Source organism: Flavobacterium zhairuonense (genome assembly GCF_004352915.1).
Lineage (GTDB): Bacteria > Bacteroidota > Bacteroidia > Flavobacteriales > Flavobacteriaceae > Flavobacterium > Flavobacterium zhairuonense.
Genome location: NZ_SJSY01000076.1, coordinates 475862 through 496309 on the forward strand (window position 1 = coordinate 475862; position 20448 = coordinate 496309).

Annotated in this window: 16 protein-coding genes; 7 read left to right on the forward strand and 9 right to left on the reverse strand. The window is 35.3% G+C overall.

Going from position 1 to position 20448, the window contains the following annotated elements; genetic code table 11:
* The first annotated feature begins 20 nt into the window (after positions 1-20).
* From EYY60_RS21075 to EYY60_RS21095, 5 genes are all read left to right on the forward strand, one after another.
* Positions 21-473, forward strand: a complete 453-nt coding sequence (locus EYY60_RS21075; protein ID WP_132991246.1) for a carboxymuconolactone decarboxylase family protein — start codon at positions 21-23, stop codon at positions 471-473.
* A 95-nt stretch (positions 474-568) separates the two neighbouring features.
* On the forward strand, positions 569-907 hold the full coding sequence (locus tag EYY60_RS21080) for a YciI family protein (RefSeq protein WP_132991247.1): 339 nt from the start codon (positions 569-571) through the stop codon (positions 905-907).
* Between the two features lie 124 nt (positions 908-1031).
* Complete coding sequence (locus EYY60_RS21085; protein WP_132991248.1) at positions 1032-2285, forward strand: RNA polymerase sigma factor; 1254 nt, start codon at positions 1032-1034, stop codon at positions 2283-2285.
* Positions 2286-2294: 9 nt separating this feature from the next.
* Entirely contained in the window at positions 2295-3167 is an 873-nt protein-coding gene (locus EYY60_RS21090; protein WP_132991249.1) for a helix-turn-helix domain-containing protein, read from the forward strand.
* A 79-nt stretch (positions 3168-3246) separates the two neighbouring features.
* Positions 3247-4296, forward strand: a complete 1050-nt coding sequence (locus tag EYY60_RS21095) for an alpha/beta hydrolase (RefSeq protein WP_208749499.1) — start codon at positions 3247-3249, stop codon at positions 4294-4296.
* A 226-nt stretch (positions 4297-4522) separates the two neighbouring features.
* On the opposite strand, the gene EYY60_RS21100 is transcribed toward EYY60_RS21095, so the two are convergent.
* Positions 4523-5401, reverse strand: a complete 879-nt coding sequence (locus tag EYY60_RS21100) for an NAD(P)H-binding protein (RefSeq protein ID WP_132991250.1) — start codon at positions 5399-5401, stop codon at positions 4523-4525.
* 82 nt (positions 5402-5483) lie between these two features.
* Here EYY60_RS21100 and EYY60_RS21105 point away from each other — a divergent pair, with 82 nt between their 5' ends.
* Positions 5484-5846, forward strand: a complete 363-nt coding sequence (locus EYY60_RS21105; protein ID WP_132991251.1) for a winged helix-turn-helix transcriptional regulator — start codon at positions 5484-5486, stop codon at positions 5844-5846.
* A gap of 85 nt (positions 5847-5931) precedes the next feature.
* Here the strand turns inward: EYY60_RS21105 and EYY60_RS21110 are convergent, their stop codons facing one another.
* Positions 5932-6405, reverse strand: a complete 474-nt coding sequence (locus EYY60_RS21110; protein WP_162847917.1) for a GNAT family N-acetyltransferase — start codon at positions 6403-6405, stop codon at positions 5932-5934.
* Between the two features lie 45 nt (positions 6406-6450).
* Positions 6451-7917, reverse strand: coding sequence for a MocR-like pyridoxine biosynthesis transcription factor PdxR (pdxR, locus tag EYY60_RS21115; protein WP_132991253.1), 1467 nt, complete (start codon positions 7915-7917; stop codon positions 6451-6453).
* Between the two features lie 78 nt (positions 7918-7995).
* On the opposite strand from pdxR, the gene EYY60_RS21120 reads away from it, so the two are divergent.
* Positions 7996-8424 carry a DoxX family membrane protein gene (locus EYY60_RS21120; protein ID WP_132991254.1) on the forward strand — a complete coding sequence of 143 codons (429 nt, stop codon included), beginning with the start codon at positions 7996-7998 and terminating at the stop codon, positions 8422-8424.
* A 258-nt stretch (positions 8425-8682) separates the two neighbouring features.
* On the opposite strand, the gene EYY60_RS21125 is transcribed toward EYY60_RS21120, so the two are convergent.
* From EYY60_RS21125 to EYY60_RS21150, 6 genes are all read right to left on the reverse strand, one after another.
* The gene (locus EYY60_RS21125; RefSeq protein WP_132991255.1) at positions 8683-10311 is read right to left on the reverse strand and encodes a GH35 family beta-galactosidase; all 1629 of its coding nucleotides are present in this window, start codon (positions 10309-10311) and stop codon (positions 8683-8685) included.
* A gap of 89 nt (positions 10312-10400) precedes the next feature.
* Positions 10401-12602 (reverse strand): endo-1,4-beta-xylanase, encoded by a 2202-nt coding sequence (locus EYY60_RS21130; RefSeq protein ID WP_132991256.1) that lies wholly within the window; start codon positions 12600-12602, stop codon positions 10401-10403.
* A gap of 13 nt (positions 12603-12615) precedes the next feature.
* Positions 12616-13980: a glycan-binding surface protein gene (locus EYY60_RS21135; protein WP_132991257.1), complete on the reverse strand. Its 1365-nt coding sequence runs from the start codon at positions 13978-13980 to the stop codon at positions 12616-12618.
* Positions 13981-14016: 36 nt separating this feature from the next.
* A complete protein-coding gene (locus EYY60_RS21140; RefSeq protein ID WP_132991258.1) occupies positions 14017-15648 on the reverse strand; it encodes a RagB/SusD family nutrient uptake outer membrane protein in 1632 nt (543 codons plus the stop codon).
* A gap of 13 nt (positions 15649-15661) precedes the next feature.
* Positions 15662-18829, reverse strand: a complete 3168-nt coding sequence (locus tag EYY60_RS21145) for a SusC/RagA family TonB-linked outer membrane protein (protein ID WP_132991259.1) — start codon at positions 18827-18829, stop codon at positions 15662-15664.
* Between the two features lie 507 nt (positions 18830-19336).
* On the reverse strand, positions 19337-20368 hold the full coding sequence (locus tag EYY60_RS21150) for a LacI family DNA-binding transcriptional regulator (protein WP_132991260.1): 1032 nt from the start codon (positions 20366-20368) through the stop codon (positions 19337-19339).
* Positions 20369-20448 lie beyond the last annotated feature (80 nt).

The window sequence follows — 20448 nt, forward strand, 5'->3', positions numbered from 1 at the left end:
ACATTTAAAAATTATACATCATGGAAACTAGAATTAATGTATTCGAAAAAGGTCAAAAAGCTATCTCAACATTATTTGGAATTAGCGGTTATTTAAAAAAATCTGAACTTGAAAGATCGCTTTTCGAATTAGTCGAAATTAGAATTTCTCAAATCAACAATTGCGCTTATTGTCTTGATATGCATACTAAAGAAGCGATGGCGCACGGCGAAACCACACAACGTTTATTTGGTTTGAGCGCATGGAAAGAAACTCCTTATTTTACAAAACGTGAAAGAGTGGCGCTTGCTTACGCAGAAGCTGTAAATGCTTGTGAGGTGCCAGACGAAATCTACGAAATCGCGAGAGCTGAATTCTCTGAAGAAGAATTAATCGATCTTACACTTGCTATTGGAACAATCAACATGTGGAATCGTCTTAACATCGCTTTTGCGAATACTCCAGGAACTTACAGAGTGGGCCAATTTGGATAAATAAACCGGACTGTTTTTATATTTGGCAAAATCATTAAATTTATGTCATTATAAAAACAGTTTTCTTTTTTATAAAATCATTAAAACACATCAAAATGAACGAATTCATATTAATTTTCAGAAGGGATTTTTCAACAAAAGAACTTCAGCCATCGCCAGAAGAATATCAACAACATTTACAGCAATGGCAAAATTGGTTTGGAAGCCTTGCAGCGCAAGATAAATTAGCAAGACCTTTACAACGCTGGGACGGAAAAGGAAAACTGGTCAATTCAAATAAAGGCATCACCGATGGGCCTTTTGTAGAAATCAAAGAATCCATTGGCGGATTGATCGTTATTAAAGCCAAAGATTACGATGAAGCCGCAGCAATTGCACAAGATTGCCCCGTATTGAATTTTGGCGGAAATGTTGAAATCAGAATGGCGGTTTAAAATAATTATGAGTTTTGAGTTATGAATTATGAGTTGATAATTCTTAACGCAAAACTCATAACTCATAACTCATAATTCATAACTCATAATTCATAACTCATAATTCATAATTCAAAACTCATAATTGGAAAACAAAGAGCTTATACCCAATTTATTTCGAACAGAATACCAGAAAATTGTCTCGGTACTTTGCAATTTGTTCGGCATTCATCATATTGAAATTGCCGAAGATATTGTGAGCGATACTTTTTTGACTGCTTCTGAAACTTGGGCTATAAAAGGAATTCCAGAGAATCCGACGGCTTGGCTTTATACCGTTGCCAAAAACAAAACCAAAAATCATTTTAAGCGAAATGACATTTTTGAAAAGAAAATTGTTTCTGAAATAAAACATACTTCCCCATTAAATGGTGAGGAAATTGAAATTGATTTATCGGAACAAAATATTGTAGATAGCCAGCTTGCGATGATTTTTACGGTCTGTAATCCTTGCAATTCAGATGAAGCGCAGATTGCATTGGCACTGAATCTATTATGTGGTTTTGGAATAAACGAAATTGCGGATGCTTTTTTATCAAATAAAGAAGTGATTTACAAACGTATAAATCGTGCCAAAGAAAAACTCAAAGAAGAAAACATTAAAATTCAAAGTCCGAACTCAACTGAAATTACAGATAGAATTGATACCGTTTTAAAAACAATTTATCTGCTTTTTTCTGAGGGCTACTACTCTACTTCTCAAAATACCACACTGCGAAAAGATCTTTGTGCCGAAGCCATGCGCCTTACTTATTTATTGATTCAGAATTCGGCAACAAATTTGCCTTCAACAAATGCTTTAATGGCTTTGATGTGTTTCCATTCTTCCCGATTTGAAGCCAGAACTTCAGAAAACGGCGAAATTATTTTATATGAAGATCAAAATGAGACGCTTTGGAATCAGGAATTGATTGATCGTGGCGCTTATTTCTTAGGAAAATCATCTGTTGGAGATACACTTTCAAAATATCATATTGAAGCCGGAATCGCCTATTGGCATACATTAAAAAGCGATACTTTGGAAAAATGGAAAAACATACTGGAACTCTATAATCATTTGATTATTTTAGAATATTCGCCAATTGTGGCTTTGAACCGTACTTTTGCCTTATCAAAAGTTATGGGCAAACAAGAAGCTATAATTGAAGCAGAAAAACTAAATTTGACTGATAATCATTTTTATTATTCGTTGCTCGGGAATTTGTATAGTGATATTGATAACCAAAAAGCGAAAAATCATTTTGAAATGGCTCTTAAATTGGCCAAAACAGTTTCGGATAAAAATATTATCAATAAAAACATTTTGGAACTTCATTCTAAAATTGAAAATCAGAAATAAAAACTCAATATGCTGCACCACAATTTTTTTGAATCTAATTATAAAAAACTGGGCTTCTTTGCCTTGAATGAGGATTTTATTGAAGAAATTAATGGAGAAGCGTACAAACCTTATATTAAAGTCCTTTATCTTCCTGAAGGCTATTCGATTACAATCGATTTTAAGCATTATCAGACTTCTTGTCCTTCCCTATTTTTCATCAACAGCAATCAATATCTGCAAATTGATAAAGAAGGGCAAAAACAAGGTTATTTTATGTATTATAACCGAGATTTTTATTGTGTACAGATTCATGATGCCGAAGTTGCCTGTGACGGATTATTGTTCAATAATATTTTTGAAATGCCAATGACAGCAATTCCGGATAGAGAAGTTGTGTTTATAGACGGTATTTACAAACAACTGCAACAAGAATTTGATGCTCCCGATTCTTCGCAAGAAGAAATGATCAGAACTTATTTAAAACAGTTAATTATAAAAGCAACCCGAATCTGGAAAATACAGCAATTGGGCGTTTTGAATGATGAACCTTCAAAAGAAATGGATTTCTTTAGAGATTTCAGCCGATTGGTTGAAATTCATTTCAGAACCAAACATACCGTCGCTGATTATGCTGATATTCTAGGTGTTGCACCAAAAACACTTTCGAATAAATTCAATCGATTAGAACTTCAACAGCCAAATGATATTATTAAAGACCGAATTATTTTGGAAGCAAAACGGCTTTTGGGCTATTCTTCTTTAAGCGTCAAAGAGATTGCTTATCAGCTTGGTTACGAAGATCCAGCCTATTTTAACCGACTTTTTACCAATAAAGTTGGCGACACTCCGTCTAATTTCAAGAAAAAATACCTTCAAGGGAAAAATGTACAATTAGAATAGACTTTTATCTATTTTTAAGGCTTTATAACCGCCATATCTTTGTCCTATCAAATTATAAATAATTAAAAAGATAAAAGATATGAAAACTATTAAAGTATTACAACAGCGTTTATTTATTGCAGCATTGTTAATCGTAAGCACAATTGCTTCAGCACAAGAAAGACCTTATAAAGGACAAAATGATCCGGAAATTTTTATAGAAGTACGAGGCTTTTTAAATGCATTAAACTCAGGTAACGGAAAACCTTTGGAACAATTACCTGTCGCAGATGCACGAAATGTATTAGTTGGTGCACAAAAATCGGTTGAAGTTGATTATTCTGGAATTGAAGAATCTGAAAAAGTAATTTCTCAAAACGGTTTAAAAGTAAAAATTCACATTACAAAACCTAAAGGCGCAAAAGCAAACGCACCAGTCTTTGTTTTCATCCACGGCGGTGGCTGGGTTTTAGGCGATTATCCAACTCACAGAAGATTAGTGAGAGATTTGGTTGTTGAAAGCGGTGCAGTTGCAGTTTTTCCAGATTACACTCCTTCTCCAGAAGCAAAATATCCAGTGGCAATCAATGAAATTTATGCTGCAACTCAATGGGTTTCTGAAAACGGAAAAGAAATTGGTGTTGACGGTAAAAACCTTGCCGTTGTTGGAAACAGCGTTGGAGGAAATATGACTGCAGCCATTACTTTAATGGCAAAAGACAAAAAAGGTCCGCACATTAAATTACAAGTTTTATTATGGCCCGTAACTGATGCCAATTTTGAAACAGAATCTTATAATTTGTATGCAAACGGACGTTTCCTAACTAAAAATATGATGAAATGGTTTTGGGATAATTATTTGCCAGAAACTTCAAAAAGAACTGAAAAATATGCCTCTCCATTGCAAGCTAGCTTAGCTGAACTTAAAGATCTTCCTCCTGCATTAGTTCAAACTGCCGAAAATGATGTTTTAAGAGATGAAGGCGAAGCTTATGCAAGAAAATTAAACGAAGCCGGAGTTCCGGTAACCTTGACAAGATACAACGGTTTGATTCACGATTACGGACTTTTAAATCCAATTTCAAATGTTCCCGCTATTCAAACTGCTATTCAGCAAGCTGCAATCGTAATCAAAACAACTTTGAAATAAGAATCAAGTCAAAAAATAAAAAATGGGCAGAAACTAATCTGCCCATTTTTATTGCTCAAAAAAATTAAAATAGGCTTATAAAAAAATCTTTTTAAAAGCTTACTTTATTCTTAGGCTTACTACTTAAAATAAAAAAACAAAAAAATATCCAGTGGCGAAAGTAGTAAGTCGTTTAACCAAAAAAATCACTATAAATAGTGATTTTTTATTCTGAACCTAAATAAATTTAAAAGTTTAAAGCAAACTCTTTGGCAAAATCTTCCAATTTAATTTTTCCGTCAACTGAAATTTTGTTTTTCAGAAAATCCTCGGCTATTGCACCGCTTTTTAAACCAGTTCCCATTTCTGTATATAAACCTGCAATTTCTTCTGGCAATCCAGCCTGAGCCATTCCATTTAGCGCTTGCTCATCTGTAAACTCGATCCAAGGCAAATCTGGTTTACCAATTGCTTCTCCTAAAACTTTTGCAGCATCCCCAGGCTTGCGAACGTCACTAACAATATAACGAACATTTTTCCCAGAACCTGTTTTTTCTAATTCCTCGGCAACAGCTGTCGCAATGTCTTGTGGATGCACATATGGAATTACAGTTGACGCAGGGAAATTTGACCCGATAATTCCAGCACCTTTTATCATTGGAACATCATGATAGAAATTGGTGTAGAAAAATCCAGCTCGCAAAAATGTTATCGAAGTATTTTCTAGTGTTTCGTATATTTTTTCAATGTTGTAAAGTCCGGCGATTGGACCAGTTCCCTTTGGCAAATCAGCGCCAATACTGCTTAACATCACAACACGTTTTACATCAGAATTTTTAATTGCTTTAGCAAAAGCATTTCCCGCTTCCGTCATATTCGCCAAAATATTTGAACCGCCCATATTTGGAGGTGTCATCACATAAACCGCGTCAGCTCCAGCAAATGATTTTTCTAAAAATAAAACATCGCTCACAGAACCAATTGCTGGTTTTGCGCCTAATGCTTCAATTGCTTCGCTTCTGTCAGAACTGCTGCTGATAACGGTTACCTCATGTCCTGACGCTACAAGTTTTTGTACTAATGGTTTGCTCACGTTCCCTAAAGAACCAGATATTGTAATTTTCATAATGATATATTTTTTTATTATCTGGAACAAAGGTATATTTGTACTTACTTTTAGACAAGTACTTACCCTAAAGTATGCATAAATGACAGCAATAAAAGAATCTTCGACTATACAGGAAAATAAACAATATGCATTGGAAAAATGTCCCGTAACTTATGTTATGGAAAAAATTGGCGGTTATTGGAAACCTATTATTCTCTATCATCTTTCCAGCGGAAGTCAGCGTTACAGCGAATTAAAAAGAGCAATTCCAGCTGTAAGCGAAAAAATGCTGATTCAGCATCTCAAACAACTAGAGGCTGATAATCTCATTATCAGAGAAGCAAAACCTGTTGTCCCTCCTTTTGTAACCTATCGCTTAAGCCCTGCCGGAAATGGTTTAATGCCTGTGATTCAAGCCATGGCAGAATGGGCGTTTATTGATAAGGAAAAGGGATTTTTGTAAAGGTGCAAAGGGACAAAGGCGCAAAGTATCAAAGGTTTTTACTGTGCTTTTAGCTTTGTGCCTTTGCTACTTTGCACCTCTGTCCCTATTTAAGTTTATTAGATAAATGAACCGCTGTCAATGCAAATCCGTTTTTAAGATATACTTTTTGTGCGGTGTTGTTTGTGAAAGCAGTATCTAAAACCACATAATCTTTGTCGAGAGAAATTGCAATTTTTTCAACATGTTTCAATAATTGCGTTGCAAAGCCTTTTCCGCGATGCGTTTCTAAAGTGCAGAGATCATCGATATAAATAATATTTCCGCTGTGCAACGAAGTCATAATTCGGTAGCCGGCAAATGCAACAACTTTGTTTTGATCCATTATTCCGGCGATGCTGTATTTTTCGTTTTGCATCATTTCGGCAATTGTAGGTTTCCATTTTGTTTTATCCAAATGTGGTCTTAAAACAAAAGCAACATCCCAACATTGTTCAATTTCTAATTCAGTTTCAATTTTTTTGATTTGATAAATAGTCTCCATAATTCTGTTTTTATCCAAAATTATGACAGTCTTCAAAATTTAAAATAACCCAATTCTAAAATCAGTAGTGGTCCAGAAAAGCTACGAAAGCACTTTTTTCAATATCGTAAAAGCTTTCTCCGTTTCATTTTCATCTAAAGAGGCAAACCCCATTCTAATGGCATTTGTATTGAAAAAATCATTTTTGTAAAATCTTCCATTACTGATTGAAAGTCCATTTTCAGAAGCTACCTCAGCCATTTTAACCAAATTTATACGCTCATGAAAATTTGCCCAAACCGCAAGGCCGCCTTCCGGAATTTTAAAATCAATTTCATTTTTAAAATCCGATTGCAATAAATCGCAAAAATGATTTCGACGCTGTTTGTAAATTTTAAGTGATTTTCTGAAATGCCTTTCCATTTCTCCGTTTTCAAACATTATGGCAAATGCTTCTTCCAAAAGTGTATCGCCTTGCCTGTCAATCATTTTTCTTAAAGATGCAGCTGCTTCAATAAACGCAGCAGATGCAATCATAAAACCAATTCGCAATGCGGGAGCAAAAGTCTTCGAAATAGATCCTATATAAATCACATTTTGATTGTGGTCAATACTCGCCAAAGGCAAATACGGCTTGTTTTCGTAATGAAAATCAAAATCATAATCGTCTTCAATAATAGCAAAACGATATTCTTTCGCAAGATTGAGCAATTTCAAACGGCGTTCCATACTCATTGTAACGCCTGTTGGACAATGATGATGCGGAATTACATAAACTGCTTTTATCTTTTTATACTTTAAAATTTCTTCCAAATAAGCTGTATCCATTCCGTTCTCGTCAATCGGAATTCGCTCTAAATTTGCGCCAGAATATTGAAACGTTTCATCGGCTGTTGCAAAACTAGAAATGCCAACAGCAATTATATCATTAGAATTCAAAAGCAATTGCGAAGCTAAATAAATACCCATTTGACTGCCTTTTGTAATGATTATATTTTCAGGCGAAATCGACAAACCCCTCGTATTGGAAAGATAATTACAAATCGCTCTACGCAAATTTTCAGATCCTAATGTATTTCCATATTTCAAGAAATTTTTTCCATAGAATTTTCGAGACAAACTTCTATATTCTCGCATCAGCTGATCTATTGGCGCCAAGCGAACATCTGGAAAACCGTCATCAATGACGATTAAATTTTTGCTCGTTTTCCTTCCCAAAGTATTAATTTCTTTTTGAAATCTATTTTCCCAAATAAAGCCTTCTTGTGATTGCTTGTTACTGTTTTCAGGCAATTTTATCCTTGAAATTAAAGGAAGCTTAGAAAGCACAAAAACTCCTTTTCTGTCTATTGATTCGGCCCAACCTTGACTTATCAATTCTTCGTAAGCTAATTTTACTGTATTTCTGTTGATCCCAATTAATTCTGCCAATACACGAGAACTCGGCAAAATATCTGATGGTTTTAGAGTTCCATTGGTAATCAACGCAATAAAAGTATTGCAAACCTGAATGTAAAGCGAAACCGAAGATTCGCGATCAACTTGAATTAATGATTTATATGGCAACATCTGGGCTGTGGTTTTTATTAAAATTGGCTCGTAAATTTACCCAACATCTTTTTACTTTTACATAAAAAAATTATCTAAATGAAAAATATATCCTTATCGCATGCCGGTTTTATTTTACGAATCTTTTTAGGAATTACCATGCTTTCTGCTGTTGCAGATCGTTTTGGCTTTTGGGGCGCACCCGGAGCACCAGGCGTAGCTTGGGGGAATTGGGATAATTTCATCGCTTATACGCAGACGCTAAACTCTTTTGCAAGCAAATCTTTAGCAGAAATTTTGGGTGCTGTGGCTACATTTTTTGAAATTGCCTTTAGCTTGCTTTTAATCATCGGATTTAAAACGAAATATGCAGCACTCGGAACAGCAGGATTAATGTTGCTTTTTGCAGTTTCTATGTCGATTGCTATTTCTATAAAAGCACCTTTGGATTATTCTGTTTTTACCAGTTTTGCAGCGGCATTGACACTTTCTTCTATTGAAAAAACGGCTTTTTCTATTGAAAAATAGATTTTTCTTAGGTTCAAAGAGGCAAAGCGACAAAGGTCTTACTTTGAACATAGTAAACCGGACTAAAGTCCGGCCCTACAATACGGTTCGAGCCGAAGGCTCTTTTACAGTTCCGAAGGAACAATTCATATTGTAGAGCTGGACTTCAGTCCAGTTTTATTATAAAACAACCCGACAGGTTTTAAAAACCTGTCGGGTTTGCTTTATAAAACACAGTTTGAAAACCTTTGAATCTTTGTCACTCTGAACCTTTGAGCCTCATTCAAAAGAATACAATTTTATTTTTTGAATTTCATAATCATCTACGGCAATTCTTAAATGTCGACCTTGATGCGTTTGATCTCCGTTAAAATGACGAATGGTTTTCCATACTCCGTTTTCAAAAATTCCTTGATCCGTTTTTAGAATTCCTGCATTTAGATCTTTATTTTTCAAAGGTTTAAAAGTCACTACAATTCCAGAACCTGCAATATAAAATTCGTCTGGAGCAATTTCAATTATAATTGCACTTGTCATTGGCCAAACTGCTTCTTTGGCGCCATCTGACCAATTTAAAGTATAATCATGTTTAAAGGTAAATTCGTAATTCCCAAGCTGAATAATTTGCGACTGGTTTTCTTTATCTAATAAAACACCATTAATTTTTCCTTGCCCTTTATTAGCTTCAATAATTGGAGTTAATTGCTTAACCAATTCGTATATTTTTCCGAGTGGTTCTTTTTTTGCATCGGCAACAGATTCAATAGAAAAAGGCGAAAATCCAATGGCTTCATAATGACCAATTGTATATAAACCTTTAAATGGTGCAGTAGCATCAAAACGATGTTCTGGAATAAACAACGGATCACCCTGACGCGTAAACAAGTCATTCCACTGTTTAAAATTAGGATTGTAAAAATCTGGTGAGAGAAAATCAATTGAAGATCCGGCAGCTTTCCAAACATCCATTACATGAGGCAATGGGCCTGCACTTGGATATTCACCAGGTTTCTTTTCGGGCGCATTCAAAGCCGCATTTACAAACATCGGAATTGAATAGGCTTCTTTTCCCGCTTTGGCCACTTTATTGGTAAACTGAGAAAAATACCACGCCATAAAAATCTCGTCGGTTTGCAATCCTTTTCCAAAAACTTCTTCCCAAGTACCTTTGGTCTTAAAACCATTTTTTTTCCAGATTTCCAAAAATTCTGGAACTAGTTTATCTTTGTTTTGCTGCATGTATTTTAATAACTCCGCCGGTATTTGCTTTTGAAAAGCTTCATTGGCAAAAGGCGAATAATCTCTTGCTGTTGGCAACATTCCAATTTCATTTTCAACCTGAATCATGATTACGGTCTGCTCTTTTTGGTCAAAATCTTTGATGTGTTTCATCAGTTTTTGAAAAGCATTACTATCGGCCACCAAATTATTTTCGCTGAAGGGCGTCAGAATTTCATGACTTTTGTTTTTATCATCTTTGATTCTCGGATATTTCTTCTGATTTAATTTTACCCATGCCGGGGCGTGGCTTGACATACTATTTTTCCATGAACCAAACCAAAGAAATACTAATTTCAGATTTTCTTTTCGGGCCCTGAGAATTAAATCATCAACTAAAGAAAAATCGAACTTGCCTTCCTCCTTTTCAATTAATTCCCAATAAATTGGCGTTAATACCGTATTTAAATTCATATCGGTAAGTTTGGGCCAAATTGGCTCCATACTCTCCATTGTTGTTGCAGAAGAATTTCCTAATTCTCCTCCGCGAATTATAAATGGTTTTCCGTTGACAACTAACTGTGTTTTATTTCCTTTTTTTTGAAGATTCGGAATATTTTCCTGAGAAAAACCGAACTGCGTAAACAATACAAAAAGCAGAAAAAATCTCTTTTTTAGAAAATACAGCATTCTGATTATTTTAAAAATTATAAAAAACAAATAATCCATGCACAAATCCGAAACCGAATTTGTGTCATGGACTATTTCAAACTAAAAAATTATTTTTTTACTAATTCACCTGAGAATCCAGCACTTACATCCTTTCCTGCAAGACCATCAGCAGTTCCTTTGTAAGCATGTTTGCGTACATAATTTGCATCCCAAAGGTTTGGAGATTCATTTGGAAGCCAAAATTCGTGTTCTTTTACACTGTCTGAAACTCCCCAAATTGTAACTCCGTATTGCTGTGCCGCCGGAATGTATTTTTTGTACATGTCAATAACGTACTGATACATTGCTGCTTGAGAAGCCTGTTGCTCAACTGTTGGTGTGGCAGTACCTAATCTGATATCCAATTCAGAAATTTTGATCAATTTTCCTGAAGCGGCCAATTTTTGGAACATCTGAACAATTTTATCTTTATCAGTTGTCAACGAAATGTGCATTTGTGTTCCAATTCCGTCAACTTTAGCGCCTTTGCTTTCAATATATTTTACATATTCGATCAAGCCATCGCATTTATCTAATCTTGATTCAAGATTATAATCGTTAATGAAAAGCTTGTCTGTTGCATTTCCGTTTGCACGAGCTAATTTAAAAGCAGTTACAGCGTAATCTTTTCCTAAGTATTTCACCCATGAGAAATAATCGGTTGCTGTGTCGCCTTCATTTCCGCTTCTTAAAGTCCCGTCTTCTTTCATTGGCTCATTTACAACATCCCAAGAAAAAACACTTGTTTTGTAGTGTGCCATCATTTTAGTAATCCAATCTGCCATTGCATTGCCAATGATCGTTGTTTTCTCAGCATCGGTTTTATCAATATTCACCGGTGGTGTTGCTCCTCCAGTTGAAGTTCCGTCAGAAACTACTACGTTGTCAATATAATATGTTCCAGCCGCTCCTCCTAAGTCAAAGTTCAATCCCGTCTCTGTTCCGTTAGCCTTAAACTTCCATTCTACTAATTTCCAAGTTGGAGAAGTTGCCAAATCGCTTTGATAACGTGCTGTAGTTCCAGTTGTTGAACAACGTACAGAACCCGTTGCTTCTGAACGAATCATATATGAAATGGTGTAATCTTTGTCTAGAGTCAGCTTCGAAGTGAAGTCAGCATGAATTTGCGTTTTCCATTGATTTGCAGCGTCACTTGTAGCATTAACCACTTTCATAGCTCCGTTGCCTTCATAGGCATTTGCCGCACCAGCAAGACTTAATGCATCAGTCGCTCCGTTATATTTAGACCAGCCTGTCAAATCAGTATTAAACTTACCATTTGCAATTAAATTATTTACAGTTGGCGCTGCATCTAAATCAACTACAGCAAGTGTGTTAACGTCGATTAAGTACGTCACATTTGGCAAGTAACCTAAATCGATATTAAACTGAAAAGTGGTGCTTCCTGCTTTAAAATCGCCCGGAGCCAATTTGATTTTTACTTGCTGCCAAGATGATGTTGTAGCAAAAGCTTCTGTCCATGATCCTCCTGTTGCATACCAATCTTTGTATGGATATTGGTTTGTTAGTGAAGCATTAAAAGAAATACGCCCTTTTCCAGCAACATCAGATTTGATATAAAATGAAATTTCGTAATTATGATTCGCAAGAATAGGAACATTTGGTGATGTCAACTGCAAATTATAAGCTGCAGAAGATGTCGCACTTGATTGCAATTGCACTGCTTGCGAAGTACTTGTAAGCCCTGAATTTACCACAACCGAAATCCCTTTTCCTGGATTATTTCTGGCCCAGTTAGTAAACGCTCCACTTTTTAAGCCTGCGATATCTAAAATATTTGTTCCGCTTGAACCTGGAATTACCGTTGGAGCAATAATGCTGTTCAAATAACTTGCATTTTGATTGGAATGCCAAACTAAAGTATGACCAAAAACTTTTAATCCTGCTTTTTTAGTTTCGGCAATAAAAGCATCAATTGTAGCAAAGTTTATTTCTCCTTTTGAATTTACCATTGCGCCGTGTTTCATTGCGTAACCCGGCGTCACTTCGTCAAAATTTTCATTTACAATTTTGCGGTATGCCGCATCACTCATGTATAAATCGGCTCCAATTCCATTTCCAAGAACGAAATCAGTATAATTTTTTAATGGCTCATAACGGCTAATTTTCTCAACCAATTCTAGTGGAAGCTCTGCACCTGTTACGGCACCATGTTCCGGATCTTTTTCCCAGTCCATTAAATTATCATCACAAGATGATAGAAGTATTAATGACAAGGCAGCTATTGGAAGTATATTTTTATATTTCATTTTGATGCTTTTTTTAGTTAAAATCGTTGTAAACTGGTGTGTTTAAAGAAACTATTCTCCAATTGTCTGTATACACTTTTACTGAAGTTGCTTTTGCAGCAAATTCTACTTCGCTTGCAGTGCCTGTAACATCTTTAAGCTTCACATTAGAGTTTTCGAAATAAATCCCGAAATTCTGATACGTTGCCGCTTCGCGGAATGCCAAAACAGTTTCGAAAGTATAAGCTTCTTTAGACCAAGCGTAGAATTTATTCAACGGAATTGTTACGGTTCTCCAACCAGCAGTTTTAAACTCTGTTGATTTTCCATCTACAATCCACGGAACATAATTATAAACTGCGCCTGCCCATTCTCCTCCATTAAAGTTATTAATCATGCATATTTTTAAGAAACCAGAATCTTTCCATGCATCCGGAACAAAAACATCAAATTGAAATGCAACTTTGTCAAGAGGTGTATTTGCAGGAATATATGGTGTTAACTGAGATCTCCAGTTATCAACTCCGTTTCCTGCTGTCCAAACTTCTGAAAGACGATTTTTTCCAGCTTCAAAAGAAGCGATACGAGCAGGACGATGTGGCACATATTTTCCTTGCGAAACATTCCCTGTTCCAATTGTAGCCGATTCCAAATCTGCTGGCTGAATCATACTTGTACTCGTTCCCCAATATCCGTGCTGTCCTTGTCCGTCAAAATTAAGCAACAATCCTTTTTTGAAATTAAAATATGCCGGAGAGTAAACTCCACCGTTTGAGCCTTCAACAAATAATGATCCTCCATTATCTGAAACTCCATTTGGCATTGTAACCATAAAAAATTCACCATCAGGGTCTGAAACAATTCCGGTTGTTACCACCACATTTCCAGGGAAAGTTACTTTTTTAATTTCTGTCAAACCAGAGCCTGAAACTGTAATAATTTCGCCAGGATTAGGCATTGTATTCGAAATGTCAGTAATTGCTGGTTTACCTGAACGAATATCAAAATTGAAAGTCGTTTCGGTATTATCGTTTACAAAACGAATTGTATTTCTAACAGCAGGATCAGCTTCAATTGTAGGCGTATCAGATGAAACACTGACAATCATCGAATTATCAGAAACAAAAACCACATTAAAATATGTTGAATATCCATTGATAAATACTCTTCTCAATCCTGTAAACCCTGAGCCTTCAATTCGCAAGGTTTGGCCTAAACGAGCAAAATTCACTTCTCTATCAGGAACAGTTGAATTTACATCTTCTAGAAATACTTTGCTGATTACTATTTGTTTGCTTGCATTATCACTACTATCACAGGAAGTAAACAGCATACTAAAAACCATTATTCCAAGAAGCGCAATGGATGCCCAATACTTTTTATTTAAAATATATTTCATATTAATCTTTCTTTTAGATTTATTATTTTCAGATTATTAGAATAAGTCTTTGATTTTTTCTTCCTTAAACTCATAAGGAACTGGATTTTCTCTCAACAAAGGATTCTGAACCAATTCAGATTCTGGATAAGGCAAAAGGAAAATAGTCGCGTCAATTACACCGATTGAACGTGAACTGTTACTTCTTGTAGCATCAATTGAAACTGTATTTGTTGCAGAATCATATAAAATTGGTACAATTGTTCCTCTGTTTTGAGCTGTAACATAGTTTATTACTTCTTGTTGTTTGTAATAAGATCTTCGAACTAAATCATACCAATATTGGCCTTCCATACATAACTCTACTCTTCTTTCGTGAATAATATCAGCATAAGTCAAAGTTGCTTTTGGATCAAGTCCTGCACGAAGACGAAGTGCATTTACACCCGCAATTGCTAATGCATCTGCAGTTGAAGCATTATTTCCTAAAGCTGCTTCAGCATAATTCAAATAAACCTCTCCTAAACGCAACATATAAGTGTTTAAACCTGAATTCATACGAGTCGTTTTAGGATTGTCTTTTGTAGAACCTACAACGCCTTTTTTCACTGTCAAGAAATCTTTTCCGTGATCAACTGTATAACCTCCATTTGCTTTGTTTATTTCTGCGTAAAAATCATCGTCACCCATCCAAGTTGCTTTACGACGTGCATCCTTAGATTCATATTCTTTCAAAACATCATAAGAAGCTCTTGTCCAGTACCCCCAAGCCGCATCATCTCCGGTAATATCAGAACCTAATGCAAAATATGCCTGTTGTGTATTGTTTACTCCGTAATCGCCATTTGGAACCCATTGAAGCGCAAACATCGATTCTGGATTGTTGTTATTGTCAATTTTAAATAAATCAGCATAATTAGCCAATAATTTGTACGGACCAGAATTGATTACTTTTTCAGCTGATTTTTTAGCCAAATCAAGGTATTCTTGTTTACGAGTGCCACTGTTTGGATTATCGCTTACTCCTGAAAAAGATAAATAAACTCTAGAAAGCATTCCGTAAGCACTATATTTTGTCAAACGACCAGCTTGGCCAGCTTGTTCCGGAAGATATTTTGCAGCAAATTCCAAATCACGAATGGCAAATTCATAAACATCTTTCATCGGATTTTTGTTTACAACCGGATTTTTAACCAATTCTCTAGGATCTGTAGAAATAATAGCGTCACCCCAAAGCGATGCCAAATACCAATACGCAGTTCCTCTCATAAAACGAGCTTCAGCAATATATTTGTTTTTGATAGTCGCATTTACGTTACTATCTGAAATACCAATAATTACATTATTAGATTGTTGTACAACATTGTATAATGATCCCCAAGCCGAAACTAAAGGCCCAGTCAATCCTGTTTCAGACAAATCTGTAAAAGGATAAACATAATCTGAATAAGGTGCATACAAGTTATCAGAACGCCCATCTCCTAAACCATAATAAAATTTGTCATTAAAATCGAACCAAACTTTATTGTAAAGAGGTCCAGTCGCAGCCTGAAAATCGGCTTCTGACTGATAAAAGTTTTCTTTTGTAATTTGATCTTCAGGTTCAACATCTAAAAGATCACTGCAACTTGTCCAAACAAATGGTAATGCGATCAAAAGAACCGAGTATATTATTTTTTTTGTTTTCATTGTCAGCAAAATTTTAGAAATTAACATTTAATCCAAGTGTAGTAATCATTGGCGAAGGATAGCGTCCGTTGTCGATACCTGTTAAAAGAGCATCTTGATTTAACGAACCAACTTCTGGATCATACCCTTTGTATTTGGTGAATGTCAAAATATTTTGAGCATTTGAATACACTCTGATATTCGAAATTCCGTATTTAGAATATAATTTTTGAGGCAAATTATATCCGATCGAAATATTTTTGATTCTCACATAAGAACCATCTTCAATAAATCGGTTGCTGAAACGGTAATTTGATGATGAAGCCGCTGATGATGCCGCAATTCTTGGCATATAAGGATCTCCTCCAACGATATGAACGTTACGATAATCGTTTGGGCCCGTTGGATCAATTAATTCCAATTGTGCATATCCTAAGGCAGAAGTCAATAAGTTTGTGTTTTCACGAGGATTTTCTAACCAACGTCTTTGGTAGTTTGCAACATCATTTCCGTACGAACCTGTCACCAAAACACTCACATCAAAACCTAAGAAAGAGAATGAGTTATTGACACCAAATGTAAAATCAGGATTTGCATTACCAATATAATCGCGGTCTTTTTCGTTGATCACGCCATCTTTATTGATGTCTTCAAAAATATAATCGCCAATCCAAACACCATTTTCACCAATTTTCATTCCTTCAGGCAAAGCTGTTGGTTGCACTACACCGTTTTTGTCTTTATAATAAAAATCTGTAGCATTTTCAAAACGTCCTATAACTTTGTAACCGTAGAATTGCCCGATCGGTTCTCCAACCGCAGTACGTGTAACAACTGTCACATCAGAACCTTGTTGGATGCTTTTGTTTAAAATTCCTGTTTCTGTATTTAAAGCAAGAACTTTGCTTCTATTCATTGAAAAAGTAACATTAGTTTTCCAAGTGAAATCTTTTCTGTCCATGTTCAAAGTATTCAATGTAAACTCAATACCTTTATTTTCAAGCGAACCGACATTTACCCAAGGAGAAGATGTTGCTCCTTGCCCTGTAGTACCAACATATGCTGGCAAAGGCAATTGCAAAAGCAAATCGTTAGTCTTTTTATAGTAAACATCTGTAGTCAATTCGATTCTGTTGTTTAAAAATCCTAAATCAAGACCAACGTTTGTTTGAGAAGACGTTTCCCATTTCAAATCTTTATTTGCTGTATTTGCTGCAAGAAGTCCTGTTCCCCAATTTGTTGCAGAAGCATTATAAGTTGAAGTATAAGCAAAGTTTGGTACATTTTGGTTACCTACTTCTCCCCAACCCACACGCAATTTCATATTGTTGACCACTTTGCTGTCTTTTAAAAATTCTTCATTTGAAACTTTCCAAGCTACAGCGGCAGATGGGAACCAACCCCAACGATTTTCTTCAGCAAATTTTGAAGAACCGTCTCGACGAATAGTTGCTGTCAATAAATACTTGTCGTTATAAGAGTAAATCAATCTGGCAAAATAAGATTTTAAAGCACTTGTATTACTTGCATTTGAGTTTTTCGCTGTTGTCGCGTCACCAGCATTTAAGTCTGTTGCGCCATTAGTCAAATATCCTGAACGGTAACCGTAAAGATTTTCCCAATGCGACTCTTGCATCTCTTGAGAAACCATTGCATTAATATTATGCGAACCAAACGTTTTGTTATAATTCAATGAATTTGTCCAAAGCCAAAAATCACTATTTGATTTTGTTCTTGTTCCTTCACGAACATCGTTTACAAGAGCACCAAAAGTGTATGAGGGACTAAAAGTGTAATTATTTACAAAACTATAATCTACAGAGTATTGTGTTTTGAACTTCAAGTCTTTTGTAAAACTGATTTCAGCATACGTGCTGGCTCTCATATTATAGTTGATGTTATGATTGTCTTTGATTGAAGCAAGACCGATTGGATTGTTTTGCACAAATTCAGTTGTATCTGGACCGTCAAAAGTTCCATCTGCATTACGAACTGCAACGTTTGGAGTTTGCTTTAATGCTGTCAGAATCAAAGAATCATCAGTAACTGTCGTAGTTTGGTTTGTTTTGCTCATTGCAAAATTTACTCCTACTTTAAAATAGCTTTTTAGTTGAGAATCGATAACTCCTCTTAAATTGAAACGGTCAAAACCAGAACCTATAGCAATACCTTCCTGATCTAAATACCCAATTCCCATTGCATAAGTAGTTGCATCAGAACCTCCAGAAGCTGATAAGTTGTAACTCTGCATCAAGGCTGTTGTAAAAAGTTCTTTTTGCCAGTCTGTTCCTTCACCAAGCAAATCAGGTCTAATGAAATAATTATCACGCTGTACAATTCCCATGTCGGCACGTGTATTTTTAAGAGTTCCGTATTCCTTTAGATTAAGCAAATCCAAGTGTTTCGGAATTTCTTGCCAACCAACATAACTGTCAAAGTTAAGCGCCATTTCTCCTTTTTTCCCACGTTTTGTTGTAACGATAATTACTCCATTTGCAGCTCTAGATCCGTAGATTGCCGTTGCAGAAGCATCTTTTAAAACATCCATCGAAACAATATCTGAAGGGTTGATGAAAGACAATGGATTTGAAGTTGCTCCGCTTGCTGTACCATCAATAATAACCCCGTCAATAACGTAGATTGGTTCATTTGATCCGTTTAATGAACTTATACCACGAATACGAACCGAAGAACTCGCTCCCGGCGCACCACTGTTGGCTTGCATCTGAACCCCTGCAACTCTTCCTTGCAAAAGCTGGTCAACAGTCGTAGTTACCGACTCTGTCACTGCTTTGCTTGAAATAGACGAAATTGCTCCAGTCAAATCACCTCTTTTCATGGTACCATAACCTACTACGACTACCTCTTTTAAGTCATTTGAATCTTCTTCAAGCGTAACATTTATTTTAGTTTGATTAGCAACAGCTACTTCTTTGGTTTTATATCCGATGAAGCTGAAGACCAAAACGCCATTAGCTGGTAACGTGTGAATGGTATAAGCTCCATCAAAATTAGAAACAGTATTAATGTTAGTTCCTTTTACAATAATGTTAACTCCAGGAATTGGTCCATTTGCATCTGAAACTACACCAGATACAGTGGTTTGGGCATTTACTGCAGCAGAAAACACGAACATCAGGAACAGCATTCCAAGATTTTCAAAGCATTTCCATTTGCTTTTAGTAATTAAAAAGTTAGTCATAAATGGTTGATTTAATTAGTTAATAGTTATGGTTAGTTGTTTTTTATAGACTTATCTTAGTTTGAACAAATATATATAAAATACAACAACACACAACCGGTTGTGCAATTTTTTTATCCGAATAATTAAAAAAATAGCCATTTAAAAAATATATAATACATTTTTTGTATTAAAATTTTAAATATTTAATAAAACACGATTCCGTATCTACGAAAACGTTGTAGATAAAATAATGTTTTATAGAAAAAACTAAAAAAAATGTAAAAATTGAGATTGGATTTATTTTCAATTTCAGTTCGCAAAGCAAACTCGAATGAACCATAAGTAAACATTGAGTAATTCAACTGCAACGTAGGAAAAATGTCAAGATCTTAATTTTATTCAGAAAAATAAACTAAAAAGACAATCGGTTGCTCATAATAGTTAAAAAAACTCCCGCCAATTGAAATGACGGGAGTTCTATCGTATTGAAAAAAGCCTTCAATTTAAGAACAAAGACTTTGGCTATTATTTTCTATGGGAAGATTCTCGAACCAGGACTTCAGTATTTAAGAATGTTATTTCCTGGACTTCACTCTCTTTTAAGGATTTTAGGTTTTTTATAATGATTTCGGCAGCGGCTTTACCCATTTTTTCTGCCGGATGTGTAATCGTAGATAAATTTGGATCAATAATTTCAGAAATAGGGTCATTATTGAAGCCAATAACCGCTAAATCTTCTGGAACTTTAATTCCTCTTTTTTTGGCTGTCTGCACGGCACTTACGGCGATAATATCTCCAGAAGCAAAAAGTCCGTCGGGAATTGGTTTCAAATCAAACAATTTATTGCTGGCTTTTACTCCATCTTCATATGTAACCGATTTCAAATCAACAATCAACTCCTCAATTATAGGCAAATTATGATCTCTCAAGGCTTCCATATAACCTCTTTTTCTTTCGTTATAAAGATTCCCGAATTCGGCGCCAGCAGTTAAATGTGCAATTCGAAGACAACCTTGCTCAATTAAATGCTTTGTAGCTTTATAACCTGCCGAATAATTGTCGATTACAACTCTAAAAGTATTATAATCCTTCGGAACCCTATCCACAAATACAAGCGGAATATTATTATTTGAAAATTGCTCAAAATGCGCCGTATCTCTAGTTTCCATTGCAAGCGAACAAATCACGCCACTTACACGGTTACTGTACAATGATTTAGCCATATTTACTTCATCATGATAGGAGTCATGCGACTGCATAATGATAACTGAATAATCCGATTTTTGTGCCGTAATTTCAATACCACTAATAAGTGATGACAAAAAAGGCTGCGTAACCGTTGGAATCAAAACCCCAATTGTTTTTGTTTTATTGCCACGCAGTCCTGCCGCTAGAGTATTAGGAACAAATCCCATTTCTTTAGCTGCTTTTTTGACTTTTTTTATCGTTTTATCACTTATTGAATGATGATCTTTTAAAGCTCTTGAAATTGTGGAAGTCGCTAAATTCAGCTTCTCCGCAATATCATAGATCGTCACATGTTTATTCTCTTCCATAAAATAAATAATTATGAGATGTAAATATAAGTTATTTTACAACACTATATGGATTTCTAAAATTGAGTCAAAATCAATTA